Here is a 15,581-nt window from a genome sequence, read left to right on the forward strand (position 1 = left end):
TTAGCTGCAAAAAAGATGTTGACACCCCTCCGGAATTCCGTAGAATGCCGCCTCACAGCAGGCACGTAGCTCAGTTGGTTAGAGCACCACCTTGACATGGTGGGGGTCGTTGGTTCGAGTCCAATCGCGCCTACCAAACAAAATCCGCTCTGCTGGGCGGTCTAGAAGGGCTCACCGAAAGGTGGGCCCTTTTTTGTTGCCTGCGATTTACCAATGCCCCGTCCGGTGCCCGCCTTCTTGTTCAAATTGCCCTGAGTGCATCGGTACTGATCACATGCTGCGTCGACGTGGTTGAGGTTTACTCAAAATAGCCTATACCGGTGTGGGCGCGTTCGAGTGAGCGGCGTCGTGCTATTCTCGCGCGCACAAAAACAGACGGATTTGATCACGCTGCCAGCGAATGTGGCGTGACAGGGGCGCGAAAAGAACAATGAGAAAAGAACTGAGTGCTGGACTGGATTTCACCCGCATCATCGCTTGCTTCATGGTCGTTGTTCTTCATGTTTCCGCCACCGGGGTTGCAGCGTTCGGTCATGACTGGGCTTATTTCAATGCGTATGACTCCCTCGTCCGGTCGTGTGTGCCGCTCTTCTTGATGTTGTCGGGTGCGCTGCTGCTTGGCAGAGAGGAAGGGGTAAAGGCGTTTTATACAAAGCGCTTTATCAGGATCTTCCCGCCGCTGATCTTCTGGTCGGTGTTCTATGTGCTGTGGAAGACGCGGTTGACGGGTGATTACAGCGGGTTAATTGCCTCGATGGTTTCGGTGTTCAAGGGCCCTGCTTATTTTCACCTGTGGTACTTATATGCGCTGGTCGGGATCTACCTGTTTATTCCGTTCATGGCCAAGATCTACCGACATTCCACCGACGCGGAAAAACTCATCTATTTATCCATCTGGTTTGTTGTTGCCAGCGTTATTCCGTTGGTGACTTATTTTTATCCGGGTGTTGGCGATCTTGCCTCTGTATACGGGCTGTCGTCCTTTGCAGGGTTAAGCGGGTTCGTGTTTCTCGGGGCTTACGTGTTTGATCGAATACAGACGCAGCAAGCGCCCACCGTGCTTGTGGATGCCGCAGGATTTCTGATTTGTGCGGTGTGCACAGCGTTGGCCACGTATGGGTTGTCGTTGCGCGACGGCGTGCCCAATCAACTGTTTTTCTCTTACCTTTCGCCTTTTGTCGTGGTCGGCTCTATTTTCGGCTTTCGCCTGTTTGTTGAACTAGGCGCGCGCCTGGCCCGACATGCCAAGGTCTTGAATGTTCTGGCGGGCTCAACCCTGGGTGTGTACTGCTTGCATATCTTTGTGATGAATAGACTGAGCATCGTCTATGGGCCTTTGATCGAAGGGCATTCGATGCTCTGGATAATTCCCGCGCTGGTCTTCTCTGTCTTCCTCATCACACTTGTGCCGATATTCATTGCGCGGCTGTTCACGCCCTTGAGGCATATTATTTAAGATTTTCAGCGCGAATGCGGCCCCCGCGCGGTTATGCGCAGCGGAGGTTGAAAGGCATTACTGATGGGTCAGCAGAACAGCGTGGCAACCGACAACAGGCAGATGATTTGAACAACCATCTGGCAGCGTATTTCACCATTTGTTGTCGTCATATTCATTTGTCCGGCGTACATAGCGGCTACCTCTTGGTCGGCAATACTGCCGTGAGCGGTGCGCAAAACGCGCCACCGCTCAATGGAGTATAGGTCTGGAACAGGATTCTTCACGGTCCCGTCGTTTTGGCGCGATTCAGCACGCTTTCCCCGGCGCCCACCGGTAAACGATACACGTCAATCAATCCCGCGAGCCCAAGCAGCGCCACGCCCACGAAGGCCACCCGAAAGTCCCCGACGGCCGCGTGCACGGCGTGCCCTTGCACGGCCATCGACGCCCGTAGCAACAGCGCCGCCATGGAAACCCCCAGACCCATCGCCAGCTGGAACGCCATGCTGAACAGCGCCGACGCCTCGCTCATCCGCGCCTTGGGGACGTCGGCGAAGCCAATTGAGTTGTAGCAAGTAAACTGCATCGACCGTGACAGCCCACCCACGAACAGCACGGCCGCCATCAGCGGCAACGGCGTTTGCACCGTGAACAAGGCGCAGGCGGCAACCAATGCGACGCCAATGGCGCCATTGACCAGCAGCACCGGGCGAAACCCGAAGCGTTGCATGATTGGCGTCGTGAAGGGTTTCATTGCCAGGTTGCCGGCAAACACCGCCAGCACCAGCAAGCCGGCATCCACCGGAGAAAGGCCGAAACCCACTTGAAACAACAAGGGCAGCAGAAAGGGCAGGGCGCTGATGGCGAGACGGAACAGCGACCCGCCAAGAATACTCACGCGAAAGGTGCCGATGGACAGGGTCTGAAGCGGTAATAACGGTTCAGCATGCTGGCGGCAATGACGCACGGCCCATGCCGCGAGCAACGTGCCCGTGGCCACCAGTACAAAACCCGGGATCAGCGTTTCGCTGGTCTGGTTGCCCAGCCATTCCAGCCCGCCAAGCACTGCCACGCACGCACCGGCCAGCAGAACAAAGCCTTTGGCGTCGAACCGCCGTACGCTGGCCTCGCGCCCCTTGGGCACCAGCCACAAGGCGGCAACCAGGGCCAGTATCCCCAGAGGCAGATTCACGTAAAAAATCCACGGCCACGTTGCGTGGGTCACGATCAAACCACCCACCACCGGCCCTAGAATCGGCGCGACCAGCCCAGGCCAGGTGATCACCGCAATCATGTTCACCAAGTCTTTTTTGTCGGTATTGCGCAGCACCGCCAGGCGCCCCACCGGCACCATCAGCGCACCGCCCACGCCTTGCAGCACGCGGGCGATCACGAACATTTCAAGGCTCTGGCTCAACCCGCAAAGCAGCGAAGCCAGGGTGAAGATGATGATCGCAGCGGCGAACACCCGACGTGCGCCAAAACGGTCGGCGATCCAACTGGACAACGGGATGAAGATCGCCACGGCAAGAATGTACGCGGTGATGCCGATATTCATGTCGACCGCCGTGACCCCGAACGCCGACGCCATGGTGGGCAAGGCGGTGGCGATGACGGTGGCATCGAGGTTCTCCATGAAAAAGGTCACGGCGACCACCAGGGCGATCAAACGGGTCTGCACGCTTGAAACAGGTGTAACGGATGAAGTCACCGGCGTTGGCCTTTTTCAGTGAAGGTCGATCGCACTCGACAATACCGGGTCAGCCCTGGGCCCGCACGCTCGAATTACCGCGTCTGCGTCACCTTCTTCAAATACCGCGGCTGATCCGGATTGCGCCCGCGCGCCACAGCCAGCTGCGCTGCGCTCAGATAGAACCCTTGAATCATCGTGAAGGGCTCCAGTAGCGCATGTGCGGTCGGCACGCTGGGCAACAGGCCTTCGCAAACCGTACCGCGCGGCGCCACCACCAGCACGCGGGCACCGCGGGCGCGCATTTCCGCGGCAAAAGCCAGAGTGCCCGGTTGCTCCGGGCCGCTGGGCGCGAAGACCAGCACCGGGTAGCCCTCTTCGATGATCTCCATCGGGCCATGGCGCACTTCCGCGCTGGAAAAAGCTTCAGCCTGGATGCCGGAAGTTTCCTTGAGTTTCAGCGCGGCCTCCTGGGCTATCGGCAACGCGGCGCCGCGACCGATCACAATCATTTTGTCGGCGTTTGTGAGCATGCCAAGCAGTGGCGACCAGTCCTCGGCAGCAGCGTTATGCAGATGGCCCGGCAAGTGTTGCAGAGCCTCGCTCAGGCCGGTGTCGATGGCCAGCGCATCTGCCAGGCTGGCGACCGCCTGGGCGCCGGCCATTAACATCGCCACGTAGCTTTTGGTGGCGGCCACACTCTGTTCCAGGCCGGCAGGCAGCAGGATTTCATGCTCGCTCATGGCCGCCAGCGGTGAGCCGGCGGTGTTGACCAGCGCCACCGAATGCGCGCCGCGCTGATGCAGGTAATGCACGCTGTCAATCAGGTCGGGGCTTTTGCCGGACTGGGAAAATGCCGCGACCCAGCTGTTCTTCAAGCGCAGCGGCGGTTGTTGCAAGCTCACCAGTGACAGGGGAATCGACACGCTGGGGATGCCGACCTGACTCATCAGTGCATAGCTGAAATACGCGGCGGCATGGTCGGAGCTGCCGCGCGCGACGGTGATCATCAACTCGGGCAGCGTCTGCGCCCATTGCCGGGTCAGCGCATGGATCGCGCTGTCATCCTCGAGCATGCGTTGCACGATCGCCGGGATGGACAAGGTCTCACTCAACATCAATGACATGATTAAACTCCTGGCGCGTCGAGGGTCTTGCCGGCCGCGATCAGTTGCTGCGCAAGGGCGTTCAGCCCGGCCGCGTCCATCGCCATGCTCAAGGCGCCCCACAGTGGCGCATCGTGGGTGAAGTGCGCAGCGGCGAGGGTGGGTGGGAAGGGCACCGCGCGCTGGATCAGCGTTTCGATCAACGGCGCCAACAGCGCCGCCTGGCGGTAGAGGCCGCCGCCAATCACGATACGCTCGACGTCCAGCGCCACGGCGAGGTTGGCGATGTGCACCGTACAAGCGGCGATGCGCAGCGCCAAGGCCTTGCGCACGGCGGGGTCAGCGCTGGTAAACAGGTCCTGGGCGTGATGCCCGTGTCCCAGCATTTCACCCGCCAGCTGGCTGAGGGCATTGCCGGAGAACAGCTCCTCCAGCGGTGCGTTGCCGCTCTGATAGGTCGCCCATTGATCAGGGTGCTCCGGGTTCAGAAACGGCGACAACAGGTAGCCGATTTCCATGGCTGCGCCGTTATGCCCACGGATCAACCTGCCATTGGCGATGGCTGCAGCGGAAAGCCCGGTACCGAGGTTCAGGTAGATCGCGTTATCAATACCCGCCAGCGACCCCCAGCGCACTTCGGCCAGGGCGCCGGCCTTGACGTCGTTATCGAGGCGCACGGGGACGTTGCCGAATGCTTGGGCGATCAACGAGTGCAGGTCGAGCCCTTCGAACCCCGGTGTGTTGGGCGCCATCAGCAACGTCGGGCCGCGCACCACACCGGGGAATACCGCCGCCACGCTCAACACCGGGGCGTTGCCCCATTCGGTCACACAATCGCGCGCGGCCGCGAGGATGCGATGCAGGGCGGGCGTGCCGGACAAACCGTCGGCATGGGTGGCGAGAATCCGCGTGTTCATGCGCTGGCGGGCGGTGTCGTAGCAGGCGACCTGAGTCTTGGTGCCGCCCACGTCAATCGCCAGCAGCAAGCCTTGCCGGGGCGCCGTAGCGCCCGTTGATCTGACTGATTCATGCATTGCGTTAATCACTTGTTAAAAGGCCATAGTCGCTGAACACGCGCCCAGAACAGATAAGCCACGCTGCCGGCCAGCACCCAGACCAGCGACCATTGGATGGGGTAGGCGCCGGGCGCGTTGTGGTTGGACGCCATGTAGATATACACCCAGCCCAGCAGCGCGATGAGCGCAGGCACCGGGTAGAGCCACATTTTGTAAGGCCGGGCCAGATGCGGTTTGGTTTTGCGCAGCACCAGCAACGAGACGATCTGTGCCACTGACTGCACCAGAATCATCACCGTGGTCAGCAGTTGAATCAGGGTATTCAAATCGGTCAGTCGCCCGATCATGAAGCCCACGGAAGTCAGCGCACCCATGCTCAAGATGCCCCAGGTAGGAAACGCATGCTTGGGATGGGTCTTGCTGAAGGCGTTGAAGAACACGTTGTCCTTGGCGGCTTCGAAGGGCACGCGGGAGCCGCCGAGCAAGCCGGCAAATACCGAGGCGACTGCGGTGATCAGTATCAGCACGGTGACGATACCGGCGGCCGTACTGCCCCAGGTTTCGCTGAGTACCACCGAGGCTACCGACTTGTAGGCGGCGGATTCGGGGTCGAGCATGCGGTGCCAGTCGACCACGCCCAGTACGCCGACTTGCATCACCAGGTAGATGACCAGGATGCCGACGATCGACAGAATGATCGACTTGGGAATCACCCGGCCCGGTTGTTCGACTTCACCGGCCAGGTACGCCGAGGTGTTGTAACCCAGGTAGTCATAGATGCCGATGGTCAACCCGCCGGCCATACCAAACCAGAAACCGCTGTCGGCCAGGTTGAACGCGCCTTCGGGGAAGGTGAACGCCAGGTCGGCGTGGAAATTGGACAGTGCAGCGGCAATCAGCGCGCCGATGCTGATCAGCATGATCACCCACAACACGATGCTCAACTTGGCAATGGACTCGATCTTGCGCCACAGCATCACGATGATCAGCCAGATCACCACCAGGCCGATCAGGTTGCCGGCGGTCTGGCTCATGTCGGGCCAAAACCAGGTCAGGTATTGCACAAATCCGATGATGCCGGTGGACATGATCAGCGGAATGAACAGCATCGCCGTCCAGACGAACAGAAACGGCAGCAGCTTGCCGGTTCGTTTGCCGAACGCCTCACGCAGATAAACATAAGTGCCGCCGGCACCTGGCAATGACGCACCGAGTTCGGCCCAGACCAGCCCGTCACACAGGGCCAGCAGGGCGCCAAGGATCCAGCCCAGGTAGGCCTGGGGGCCACCCATGATTACGATCATCGCCGGGATGGTGATAAAGGGGCCCACGCCGCACATCTGGCTCATGTTCAGGGTGATGGCGGGGAATAGACCGATTTTGCGTTTGCTGTTGGGTAAATCCGGGTCAACGGGTGTCAGCGTGCTCATGGGGACGACCTCTTGTTCGAGTGACAGGCGCGTGAGGGCAGAGTGCAAAGGGGGCTGCTTGCCATCGAGGGTGCTGTCGACCCGTCATTATTGTTATGGGGCGTAACCGGCATTCGCAGTGGATGCGAGAGACCGAGGCGCTTAGAAAACCACAGCAAGAGTATTAATTCAACTTGATTTAATTAATCGGCTGCGCGGATTATCCGCCCATGAAAACGCCTCAGAACAAACGCACGCTCACCACTGGCACGAATGCCGAACACGCCCGGTTGCACAACCGTCGGGTGATTCTCGAGGCCATCCGCCAGAACGGCCGGCTGACCCGCGCCGACCTCACGCGGCTCACCTCGCTGACCGCGCAGACCATTTCCAATATCGTCACCGAGTTGCACGAAGAAGGCGTCCTGCTCGCTCATGCGGCCGAGAAGGGTGGGCGAGGCCAACCGCCGGTGCCGTTGTCGCTGAACCCCGACGGTGGTTATTCCATCGGCTTTCATATCGAACAGCACCGCATCATCGGCGTGCTGCTTGATCTGCTTGGGCAGACGGTGGCTCAAGTCACGCTGACCGTCAGCTACCCAACGTTCGAGCAGGCATTACCGTTGGTGCTGGACGCGGTGAAAGGTTTTCGGCAGCAGAGGCCGGCCGGGCGCTTTCTGGGTGTGGGCATTGCCCTGCCGGGCCCTTTCAGTGTCGAAGGCATGACGGCGGTCGGGCCGACGGCGATGTCCGGCTGGGACGCGCCGGATATCGCTGAGCGCTTGCAGCGGGAAACCGGCCTGGCGGTACTGATAGAAAACGATGCCACGGCGGCGACCATGGGTGAGCGCCTGTATGGGGTCGCCAGCGAGCTGACGAATTTTGTGCACCTGTTTATCGGCAGCGGTCTTGGTGCCGGTTTGTACCTGGATAACCGCCTGTATTCCGGCCACTGGCACAATGCTGGTGAGATCGGGCACATGACGGTGATTCCGGGTGGCAAGGCGTGTTCCTGCGGTAACCAAGGGTGCCTGGAGCGCTACATCTCCATTGCCGCACTGTTGGAACACCTGGGCCTGCCGGCCGAGCACGACCTCTGCGCGTGGGACGCCAACGATCAGGCGCTGGACGCAAACGTAGAGGTTTGGCTGGCGGAAGCGGCGCAGGCGTTGCGCCAGGCGATCAACATCCTGGAGTCAGTGCTTGACCCGCAGACCATCCTGATCAGCGGCTTTTTGCCTGAGGCCATCCTTGCCCGCCTGATAACCCGCCTTGAGCCATTGAGCCGTTCCGTCAGTAGCCGTGCCGAACGCCAGTACCCGCGCATTCAAATGGGGGCCGCAGGGCAGGACGCAGTGGCATTGGGGGCGGCAGCCTTGATGATCCTGGCGGAGATCAGCCCGGATTACGAGGCGCTGCTCAAGCCGCAGTAAGGCTGCATACTGGCCGCCGACTCAATTCATACCAGGGAGCACGTTATGGAAGTGGCAATGGAAGTGTCGTTCGACGTAACGGCGCAGGAGCGTGAGGCCATCCTCAAACCGCTGAGGGCTTACAACCTTGGTCACACGGGCAACATGGCGTTCGAAACCGTCGGGATTTTGTTGCGAGACCCCGCCACGCAAGACGTTGTCGGTGGCCTTTATGGAAAAATTTCCTACGGGTGGTTGTTCATTGAGCTGTTGAGCATCCCGGATCAGATGCGTACCCAAGGTACCGGCACGCGTTTGATGCGCGCCGCCGAAGACCTGGCCCGTGAACGGCAATGTGTTGGCATTTGGCTGGACACCTTCAGCTTTCAGGCGCCGGGGTTTTATCGAAAGCTGGGCTTCAGTGAATTTGGCCATATTGCTGATTACCCGGCGGGTCACCAGCGGCATTTTTTCCAGAAACGCCTCGGCTGAATCTTCGTACGGCGCCGACTCGCCCGGCGCCAATCACCCACAAAATTTATTGGTTTGCAGCAACAATTTTTCTTGTTGGACACCTCCCGCCCCCAGGCAGCAAAGTTGCCGCCACTGACGCTCGACCTATCGGGTCAACAATAAAAACCGCGCCGGGCTGCATGCCACTTTCATGCTGTGAACCCTTGGTTCACATCCTGCTGTAATGGCGCCGCAGCGCGCATTCAAGGACCTCTCCGTCATGCAAACTGTTGTGAACCTATGGCCGTTGATCGGCGTACTTGTCATCGTGGTTGGCTTCGTCTTGCGCTTCAATCCGCTGTTGGTGGTTACCGCCGCTGCCATCGCCACCGGGCTGGCAGCCCACTTCCCGCTGGAAAAAATCCTCGCCAGCATGGGCGAAGGTTTCCTTCAGACCCGCGCGCTGCAACTGATCCTGTTATTGCCCCTGGCTGTCATTGGCCTGCTGGAGCGCCATGGCCTGCGCTTGCATGCGCAAAACTGGATCGCGCGTTTCGAGCGAGCCACAGTGGGGCGCCTGTTGATCATCTACCTGTTTGTGCGCGAGTCCACCGCCGCCATGGGCCTGACCAGCCTGGGCGGCCATCCGCAAATGGTGCGGCCGCTGCTGGCGCCCATGGCCGAAGGGGCGGCGGAGAAACGCTACGGCAAGCTGCCGGACAGGTTGCGCCACAAAGTGCTGGCCATGTGTGCGGCAACCGATAACGTCGGGCTGTTTTTCGGTGAGGACATCTTTGTCGCCTTTGGTGCGATCGCGCTGATGCACACCTTCCTGTTGGGTTCGGGGATTGATGTGGAGCCACTGCACATTGCCGTGTGGGGCATCCCGACGGCGATTTGCGCCTTTATCATCCATGCCATTCGCCTGCACCGGTTTGATCGCAGGCTTACGCGCGACATGACGCCCGCCGCCACGCCGGTGGAGGCTGCACAATGATCATCTCCATTGAGTACCTGTACTGGCTTGCCGGTGTGCTATTGCTGATAACTGCGGGAATGATCCTGCTGGATCGCACCCATCCCAAACGCTGGTCGACTGCGCTGTTCTGGCTCTTGTTTGCTGTGCCGTTCCTGGTGGGGGAGCGCCTGCCGTCGGTGGTCATTGGTGTTGGCGTGGTGGTGATGGCGCTGATCGCAGGCTTGGGTGGCGTCGGCCGCGGCAAGCCTGCCGAACTGCATGACAAGGCCTCCCGCGCGAGTGCCGGGCGCCTGGGGCATAAACTGTTTATTCCCGCGCTGGCCATTCCCCTGACCACCGTGATTGGCTCGGTGTTGCTCAAACACACCGAGATCGGCGGCGTACCGCTGCTGGACCCGAAAAACACCACCTTTGTATCCTTGGGCATCGGCTGTCTGATCGCCCTCGGTCTGGCTTGCTGGCTGACCCGCGACACACCGGTGCAAGCCTTGCGTGAATCCCGACGCCTGACCGAGGCCCTCGGCTGGGCCATGGTGTTGCCGCAGATGCTTGCAATGCTGGGGCTATTGTTTAATGAAGCCGGGGTGGGCACGGCCGTTGCGCATGTCACCACTACCTACATCAACCTCGATTTCAAGTGGGTGGCGGTGATGGTCTACGTGTTGGGCATGGCGCTGTTCACGGTGATCATGGGTAACGGTTTTGCGGCGTTTCCGGTGATGACCGGCGGTGTCGGCGTACCGGTGTTGGTGGGCGTGTATGGCGGTAATCCGGCGGTGATGGCGGCGATCGGCATGTTCTCCGGTTATTGCGGTACGTTGATGACGCCCATGGCTGCCAACTTCAATATCGTCCCGGCGGCGTTGCTGGAGTTGCCAGACAAAAACGCGGTGATCAAGGCTCAACTGCCGACTGCGTTGATGATGCTGGTGGTCAATATCGTGCTGCTCTACCTGTTGATGTGAGGCCAAAAATGCAAACTGTGTTGCTGACGGGCTTCGAGCCCTTTGACCAGGACCTGATCAACCCGTCCTGGGAGGCGTCGCGCCAGTTGGACGGCGTGCGACTGAGTGAAAACGTGCACATTGTCGCGCGTCGACTGCCCTGTGCGTTTGCCACGGCGGGGGCGTGCCTGACGCGATTGATCGCTGAATTTGACCCGGTGATGGTGATTGCCACAGGCCTCGCCCCCGGTCGTAGCGATTTCTCCATGGAGCGGGTGGCGATCAACGTGAACGACGCACGCATCCCTGACAATTTGGGCGCACAACCGGTCGATACCCCAGTGGTGGTCGGAGGGCCGGCCGCCTACTTCACGACCTTGCCGATCAAAGCGATGGTCAAGGCTGTGCGCGAGGCCGGGATCGCGGCGTCGGTTTCACAGACGGCGGGGACCTTTGTGTGTAATCAGGTGTTTTACCTGTTGCAGCATGCCCTAGCCGGCACGGCGATACGCAGTGGCTTTATTCACGTGCCCCCCAGCCTGCCGGAGCAGGTTTCTGGTGCGGCGCAGCCTTCGATGGCGCTGGTGACAATGGTTGAAGGTTTGCGGATTGCGCTACAGACGGCGTGGGACACGCCGGTGGATATCGTGCAAACCGGTGGGCAGGTCAGCTGACCTGCCCTGTTTGAAATGGCGATCAGCTTCTCTTTCATGTCAGCCAGCCCTTTTTCCAGTAAACCCAAGCGTTTTTCCATAGCAGAATTTCCGTTATTACCTGCACCGGCTCTGCCCTGAGTCAGCGTCTCGCGCCGCCTGATTGATGCGGTTTGTTCACCAAAGCGTGATACCTGTTTTGAATGATCCGAGAGAGCGCTCCGGGCGAGAGTAGAGGCAGATGGGGACGGCTACGACCTACAAAACTGTGAAAAATCACAGCAGGCTTCTGGCACGCACTGCTCAGTGTTCCCGCCTCGGAAAAATCAGCTCAAAACATGTCAATGCGCCTTCACTGGTGACGCTGTAGCGGCCGTTATGCAGCTGCATGATGGTGGCGACGATCGATAAACCCAGCCCGTTGGACTGGGCCGAGCGCTCCCGCGATTCGTCCACCCGATAAAACCGTTCGAACAGCCTGGGCAGGTGTTCGGCAGGGATGGTCTCTCCCTGATTGATGACGCTCAGCCGGATGCCTTCGGCGTTTGGCGTGGCTTGAATCACCAGCTCCGAACCGGGTGCACCGTATTTGATGGCATTGGCACACAGATTTGCCAGCGCCCGGCGCAGCAGCATCGGTTCAGCCCAGATCACGCCTTCGCCCTGCGCGAGGATGCTGATATTCACATCGCTCGCCAACCCTTCGAAGTAATCAGCCATGCGTTGCACCTCATCCGCCGCATTGAGCTCCTGGCGCTGGCGCAAGGCGCTGGCCGGATCGGTGCGGGCGAGAAACAGCATGTTGTCGAGCATCCGTGCCAGGCGTTCGAGCTCTTCGACATTGGAGGCCAGCAATTGCTGATAGCTTTCGATGCTGCGGCTCTGCTGGAGCGCGACCTGGGTTTCGCCCAGCAGGTTGTTGATCGGCGTGCGCAGTTCGTGGGCCATGTCGGTGGACACCTGGCCCAGTTGCACAAAGCCCTTGGCCAGTCGCTCGAGCATGGTGTTGAAAGAGTCGATCATCGGCAGAAGTTCTTTCGGTGCACCGTGGCTGTCGAGTCGTTCGGCAAGGTTGCCCACGCCGATGCCTTGGGCGTGTTTGGCCAGGCGTCGCAACGGCAGCAGGCCTCGGTACACCAGCAGGTAACCGACCAGGGCGAGGATAATTGCCGCGATGCTGGCCAGGATAAATACGCTCAGGCGATAGCTGGCAAGCATGGCGGTGCGTTCGGTCATCAAACGTCCCGTGGTGACTTGCAGGCTTCCCAAGTCTCCGGAATCAATCGAGGCGGCCACGGTGGCGAAGGGTACGCCGTTTACACCAGGTAAGTGGTGCACGTCGGAAAAGCCCAGCTCATGGTCCTTTGGCACGGGCGTTACGTTCGGCATTTCGATGTTGCCCGGGTTGACCAGCAGTAGCGGCTTCTGCCCCGGCGCCGCGATACTCAGCACCGACTCGCTGTTGCCCAGCATGTTCTGGAACAGTTCCGGCTTGGTCTTGATCAGGTCCAGGGTGTTGCTGTCGTTGAGCAGGTTGCGCAACTGGTCGGCGCGATAGATCAGCGCGGCATCGTCACGCTTGATCAGTTCACGCTCAAGCTCGCGGTACAGCGCTACGCCCAGGGTAGCCAGCAGGGCAAAAGCGAGCAGGGCGAAGATCAGCGCCAGGCGCAGGGTCAGCGAGTAGTGGCGGCGGCTGTTCATGGCTGGGTGTCGAAGCGGTAGCCAATGCCCCGCACGCTGTGGATTAACTTGAGCTGGAACGGGTCGTCGATTTTCAGGCGCAGGCGCCTTACGGCGACGTCGACCACATTAGTGTCGCTGTCGAAGTTCATGTCCCAGACGCGCGAGGCGATCATCGAGCGTGACAGCACCTGGTCCTGATGGGTCGCGAACAGGTGCAACAGGGCGAACTCTTTATTGGTCAGGGTAATGCGCGTGCCGGCGCGGGTGACACGGCGTTTGAGCACGTCGATTTGCAGGTCGGCGATGTGCAGCTGTTCTTCTTCGCGGCTCGGGCCGCGGCGGGTCAAGGTGCGCAAACGCGCGACCAGTTCGGCGAAGGAGAACGGTTTGATCAAGTAATCGTCGGCACCCAGTTCAAGGCCTTTGATGCGGTCGGCAATGTCATCGCGGGCGGTGAGAAACAGTACCGGCGTGTCGGCCTCCTTGCGCAGGCGGCGCAGCACTTCCCAACCGTCCATTTTCGGCATCATCACATCCAGCACGATCACGTCGAATGACGTTTCCAGCGCCTGGTGCAACCCGTCCACACCGTCACGGGCGAGGCTCACGGAGTAACCCAGTTCCTGCAGCCCATTGAGCAGGTAATTGCCGGCCTTGGGTTCGTCTTCGACTACGAGGATATGCATGGGAAGTGCCCTGGTTCTGTGCGTGGCGCAAGTGTAGCCCGATCAATTGTCACTGGCGCAACCGATGCCCTGTACTTGGTAGTCCAGCACATGTTCGCGACCCTGGTGGTCGAGGTAATCGAGGCGAGCGGGGACGATGCCACACTGCCCGTAGGTGTCGGTGCTCGACAGCACTTTGTCGACGTCCAGGTGCACGAAGAAGCCGGTCTTGTCGTGGATCACGTTGGGGGCGGAAGGGGCGTCGGCAGCAAATGCAGAACCGGTGGCAAGCAGTGCGGCGAAGCCCAGAATAAACAGTTTCATGGCAGTAGTTCTCTTAAAGGGTCGGCTGCCGGGATTGGCAGTGAGTTCACAGTAACCAGGCGCCCCAAACAGCCAACCAACAGGATCATGACAAGTTCGTAATCAACGGATTCAAGGCTGGCGACCGGACGCTTCGAGGATCAGGTCAGTGATTTCCTTGGCGTGGGACACCAGCGACAAGTGGCTCGAAGGCAGCTCGATGGTGGTGGCGTTCATGCGCTTGGCGAGGAAGCGCTCCAGGTCCGGGTTGATGGTCTGGTCATTGCTCGACACGGCGTACCACGACGGTTTGGTGTGCCAGGCGGCATTCACGGTGCGACCACTGAACAGCGTTTTGGTGATCGGTTGTTGTACGGCGTACAGCTCCAGTGCTTTGGCGCGGGGCACGTCGGCGGCGAAATACTTGAGGAAAGCGTTCTGGTTCAAGGTCAGGTAACCGTCGTGCTCTTCAACGCCGGCTCGCACCGGCATGCTCGGGTATTTGGCAGAGAGCGCGACGAAGTCTTCATTGGCGTCCGGCGCGCGGGCTGCCACATACACCAGGGAGCTGACCTTCGGGTTCGCGCCGGCGTCGCTGACCACGGTGCCGGCGTAGGAATGGCCGACCAGTACGGTAGGACCGTCCTGTTGATCAAGTACGCGGTTGGTGGCGGCGACGTCATCGGCCACCGAGGTCAGCGGGTTCTGTACGGCGGTGACATGCAGGCCGGCGGCCTGAAGACGGGTGATCACCTCGGACCAGCTCGAGCCGTCCGCCCAGGAGCCGTGTACCAGGACCACGTTGTTGGCTTTGATCGGTGCGACGGTGCCGGCCATGGCGGTAGCGGTGCCCAGCATCAACAAGCTGGCGGCGATCAGGCAGAGTGTGCTTGCAGGTTTCATCGTGCGGCCCTTCATCAGTGTGCAGGTGTGTCACCCGGTGTGGGTGACTGACGACTCCACTGTATGAAGTGAGGGTGCTGACAAGACTTACAGCTTCATTACAAGCTTGTAATGCAAAGGGGGAGGGCAGTGCTCTGCAGCGTTTACAAGTGTTGACGTGATCCGTAGATTGCATCGGGGTCAGCATTTGTTACCGATAAAAAGGAAATCCCACAGTGTCTATTCAAGGTCCAGCCGCCTTTACCCAGCGTTACCGCGCCTTTTTATTCGACATGGATGGCACCTTGCTCAACTCCATCGCCGCCGCCGAACGGGTGTGGAGTATCTGGGCTGAACGCCACGGCCTCGACGTGGCGGCCTTTCTGAGCACCATTCACGGTGCACGAGCCATTGATACGATTACCCGGCAGGCATTGCCAGGCGTGGACGCTGAAGTTGAAGCGCAGTGGATAACCGAGGCGGAAATCAACGATGTCGAGGGTGTCGTCGCGATTTCGGGCGCGGTCGAGTTTCTGAACAGTTTGCCTGGCGATCAGTGGGCGCTGGTCACGTCTGCGCCCAGGGAGTTGGCGATGCGCCGCCTGCAAGCGGCGGGCATTGCGCCGCCGGTAGTGCTGGTGACGGCTGAGGATGTCGCCAGCGGCAAGCCGGACCCAGCTTGTTATGTGCTGGGTGCGCAACGTCTGGGCGTACCGGTGCAGGACTGCCTGGTGTTCGAGGATGCGACGGTGGGGATTCGCGCCGCGGAGGCGGCGGGGGCTGACGTGGTAGTCGTGACTTCGACGCACTTGCAGCCGATGGCCACGGTACATACGTCGATTGAGGGGTATGAGCAGGTGCGCGTGCATCGTAACGATGACGGTTTGCTGCGTTTATCGATCGCCGTGGCTTGATACGCGAAAGCCAACCGCGTTATGGCCAAGG

General features: G+C 60.2%; 15 protein-coding genes and 1 tRNA gene. 8 read left to right on the forward strand and 8 right to left on the reverse strand.

What is annotated here, in order from left to right:
• The first annotated feature begins 59 nt into the window (after positions 1 to 59).
• Together AACV02_RS24890 and AACV02_RS24895 are read left to right on the forward strand one after the other, a co-directional pair.
• Positions 60 to 136 (forward strand) — tRNA-Val (locus tag AACV02_RS24890).
• 294 nt (positions 137 to 430) lie between these two features.
• Positions 431 to 1,456, forward strand: a complete 1,026-nt coding sequence (locus tag AACV02_RS24895) for an acyltransferase (RefSeq protein WP_157986862.1) — start codon at positions 431 to 433, stop codon at positions 1,454 to 1,456.
• Positions 1,457 to 1,718: 262 nt separating this feature from the next.
• Here AACV02_RS24895 and AACV02_RS24900 read toward each other — a convergent pair whose 3' ends face one another.
• The 4 genes from AACV02_RS24900 to AACV02_RS24915 form a co-directional block, all read right to left on the reverse strand.
• A complete protein-coding gene (locus AACV02_RS24900; protein WP_119742835.1) occupies positions 1,719 to 3,074 on the reverse strand; it encodes an MFS transporter in 1,356 nt (451 codons plus the stop codon).
• 149 nt (positions 3,075 to 3,223) lie between these two features.
• Positions 3,224 to 4,258, reverse strand: coding sequence for an SIS domain-containing protein (locus AACV02_RS24905; RefSeq protein WP_372239335.1), 1,035 nt, complete (start codon positions 4,256 to 4,258; stop codon positions 3,224 to 3,226).
• Complete coding sequence (locus AACV02_RS24910; RefSeq protein WP_119742640.1) at positions 4,258 to 5,268, reverse strand: ROK family protein; 1,011 nt, start codon at positions 5,266 to 5,268, stop codon at positions 4,258 to 4,260. The genes AACV02_RS24905 and AACV02_RS24910 overlap by 1 nt, the downstream gene beginning before the upstream one ends.
• Positions 5,269 to 5,276: 8 nt before the next feature.
• Positions 5,277 to 6,680: an APC family permease gene (locus AACV02_RS24915; protein ID WP_119742642.1), complete on the reverse strand. Its 1,404-nt coding sequence runs from the start codon at positions 6,678 to 6,680 to the stop codon at positions 5,277 to 5,279.
• 209 nt (positions 6,681 to 6,889) lie between these two features.
• Between AACV02_RS24915 and AACV02_RS24920 the strand changes: the two genes are divergently transcribed.
• From AACV02_RS24920 to pcp, 5 genes are all read left to right on the forward strand, one after another.
• The gene (locus tag AACV02_RS24920; protein WP_119742644.1) at positions 6,890 to 8,092 is read left to right on the forward strand and encodes an ROK family transcriptional regulator; all 1,203 of its coding nucleotides are present in this window, start codon (positions 6,890 to 6,892) and stop codon (positions 8,090 to 8,092) included.
• A 45-nt stretch (positions 8,093 to 8,137) separates the two neighbouring features.
• Positions 8,138 to 8,563, forward strand: coding sequence for a GNAT family N-acetyltransferase (locus tag AACV02_RS24925; protein WP_106580512.1), 426 nt, complete (start codon positions 8,138 to 8,140; stop codon positions 8,561 to 8,563).
• Between the two features lie 241 nt (positions 8,564 to 8,804).
• Positions 8,805 to 9,521: a DUF969 domain-containing protein gene (locus AACV02_RS24930; protein WP_106580513.1), complete on the forward strand. Its 717-nt coding sequence runs from the start codon at positions 8,805 to 8,807 to the stop codon at positions 9,519 to 9,521.
• Complete coding sequence (locus AACV02_RS24935) at positions 9,518 to 10,468, forward strand: DUF979 domain-containing protein (RefSeq protein ID WP_106580514.1); 951 nt, start codon at positions 9,518 to 9,520, stop codon at positions 10,466 to 10,468. The genes AACV02_RS24930 and AACV02_RS24935 overlap by 4 nt, the downstream gene beginning before the upstream one ends.
• 8 nt (positions 10,469 to 10,476) lie before the next feature.
• Positions 10,477 to 11,121 (forward strand): pyroglutamyl-peptidase I, encoded by a 645-nt coding sequence (gene pcp, locus AACV02_RS24940; protein ID WP_119742646.1) that lies wholly within the window; start codon positions 10,477 to 10,479, stop codon positions 11,119 to 11,121.
• Positions 11,122 to 11,403: 282 nt separating this feature from the next.
• On the opposite strand, the gene AACV02_RS24945 is transcribed toward pcp, so the two are convergent.
• From AACV02_RS24945 to AACV02_RS24960, 4 genes are all read right to left on the reverse strand, one after another.
• Complete coding sequence (locus tag AACV02_RS24945) at positions 11,404 to 12,804, reverse strand: heavy metal sensor histidine kinase (RefSeq protein WP_119742648.1); 1,401 nt, start codon at positions 12,802 to 12,804, stop codon at positions 11,404 to 11,406.
• Positions 12,801 to 13,472, reverse strand: coding sequence for a heavy metal response regulator transcription factor (locus AACV02_RS24950; protein WP_106580517.1), 672 nt, complete (start codon positions 13,470 to 13,472; stop codon positions 12,801 to 12,803). Before AACV02_RS24950 ends, AACV02_RS24945 begins: the two co-directional genes overlap by 4 nt.
• Before the next feature lie 42 nt (positions 13,473 to 13,514).
• Entirely contained in the window at positions 13,515 to 13,775 is a 261-nt protein-coding gene (locus tag AACV02_RS24955) for a DUF2790 domain-containing protein (RefSeq protein WP_119742650.1), read from the reverse strand.
• Positions 13,776 to 13,886: 111 nt separating this feature from the next.
• Positions 13,887 to 14,657, reverse strand: coding sequence for an alpha/beta fold hydrolase (locus tag AACV02_RS24960; RefSeq protein WP_119742653.1), 771 nt, complete (start codon positions 14,655 to 14,657; stop codon positions 13,887 to 13,889).
• Positions 14,658 to 14,872: 215 nt separating this feature from the next.
• Here AACV02_RS24960 and AACV02_RS24965 point away from each other — a divergent pair, with 215 nt between their 5' ends.
• Positions 14,873 to 15,550, forward strand: coding sequence for an HAD family hydrolase (locus AACV02_RS24965; protein WP_119742655.1), 678 nt, complete (start codon positions 14,873 to 14,875; stop codon positions 15,548 to 15,550).
• Positions 15,551 to 15,581: the final 31 nt, after the last annotated feature.

This window comes from Pseudomonas sp. Larv2_ips (assembly GCF_963879675.1).
GTDB lineage: Bacteria > Pseudomonadota > Gammaproteobacteria > Pseudomonadales > Pseudomonadaceae > Aquipseudomonas.

Bases quoted from the DNA above. Each gene is read 5' to 3' on its own strand.
- AACV02_RS24895 (WP_157986862.1), top strand. From the start codon at position 431: ATGAGAAAAGAACTGAGTGCTGGACTGGATTTCACCCGCATCATCGCT.
- AACV02_RS24900 (WP_119742835.1), bottom strand. From the start codon at position 3,074: ATGGAGAACCTCGATGCCACCGTCATCGCCACCGCCTTGCCCACCATG.
- AACV02_RS24910 (WP_119742640.1), bottom strand. From the start codon at position 5,268: ATGCATGAATCAGTCAGATCAACGGGCGCTACGGCGCCCCGGCAAGGC.
- AACV02_RS24915 (WP_119742642.1), bottom strand. From the start codon at position 6,680: ATGAGCACGCTGACACCCGTTGACCCGGATTTACCCAACAGCAAACGC.
- AACV02_RS24920 (WP_119742644.1), top strand. From the start codon at position 6,890: ATGAAAACGCCTCAGAACAAACGCACGCTCACCACTGGCACGAATGCC.
- AACV02_RS24925 (WP_106580512.1), top strand. From the start codon at position 8,138: ATGGAAGTGGCAATGGAAGTGTCGTTCGACGTAACGGCGCAGGAGCGT.
- AACV02_RS24930 (WP_106580513.1), top strand. From the start codon at position 8,805: ATGCAAACTGTTGTGAACCTATGGCCGTTGATCGGCGTACTTGTCATC.
- AACV02_RS24935 (WP_106580514.1), top strand. From the start codon at position 9,518: ATGATCATCTCCATTGAGTACCTGTACTGGCTTGCCGGTGTGCTATTG.
- pcp (WP_119742646.1), top strand. From the start codon at position 10,477: ATGCAAACTGTGTTGCTGACGGGCTTCGAGCCCTTTGACCAGGACCTG.
- AACV02_RS24945 (WP_119742648.1), bottom strand. From the start codon at position 12,804: ATGAACAGCCGCCGCCACTACTCGCTGACCCTGCGCCTGGCGCTGATC.
- AACV02_RS24950 (WP_106580517.1), bottom strand. From the start codon at position 13,472: ATGCATATCCTCGTAGTCGAAGACGAACCCAAGGCCGGCAATTACCTG.
- AACV02_RS24955 (WP_119742650.1), bottom strand. From the start codon at position 13,775: ATGAAACTGTTTATTCTGGGCTTCGCCGCACTGCTTGCCACCGGTTCT.
- AACV02_RS24960 (WP_119742653.1), bottom strand. From the start codon at position 14,657: ATGAAACCTGCAAGCACACTCTGCCTGATCGCCGCCAGCTTGTTGATG.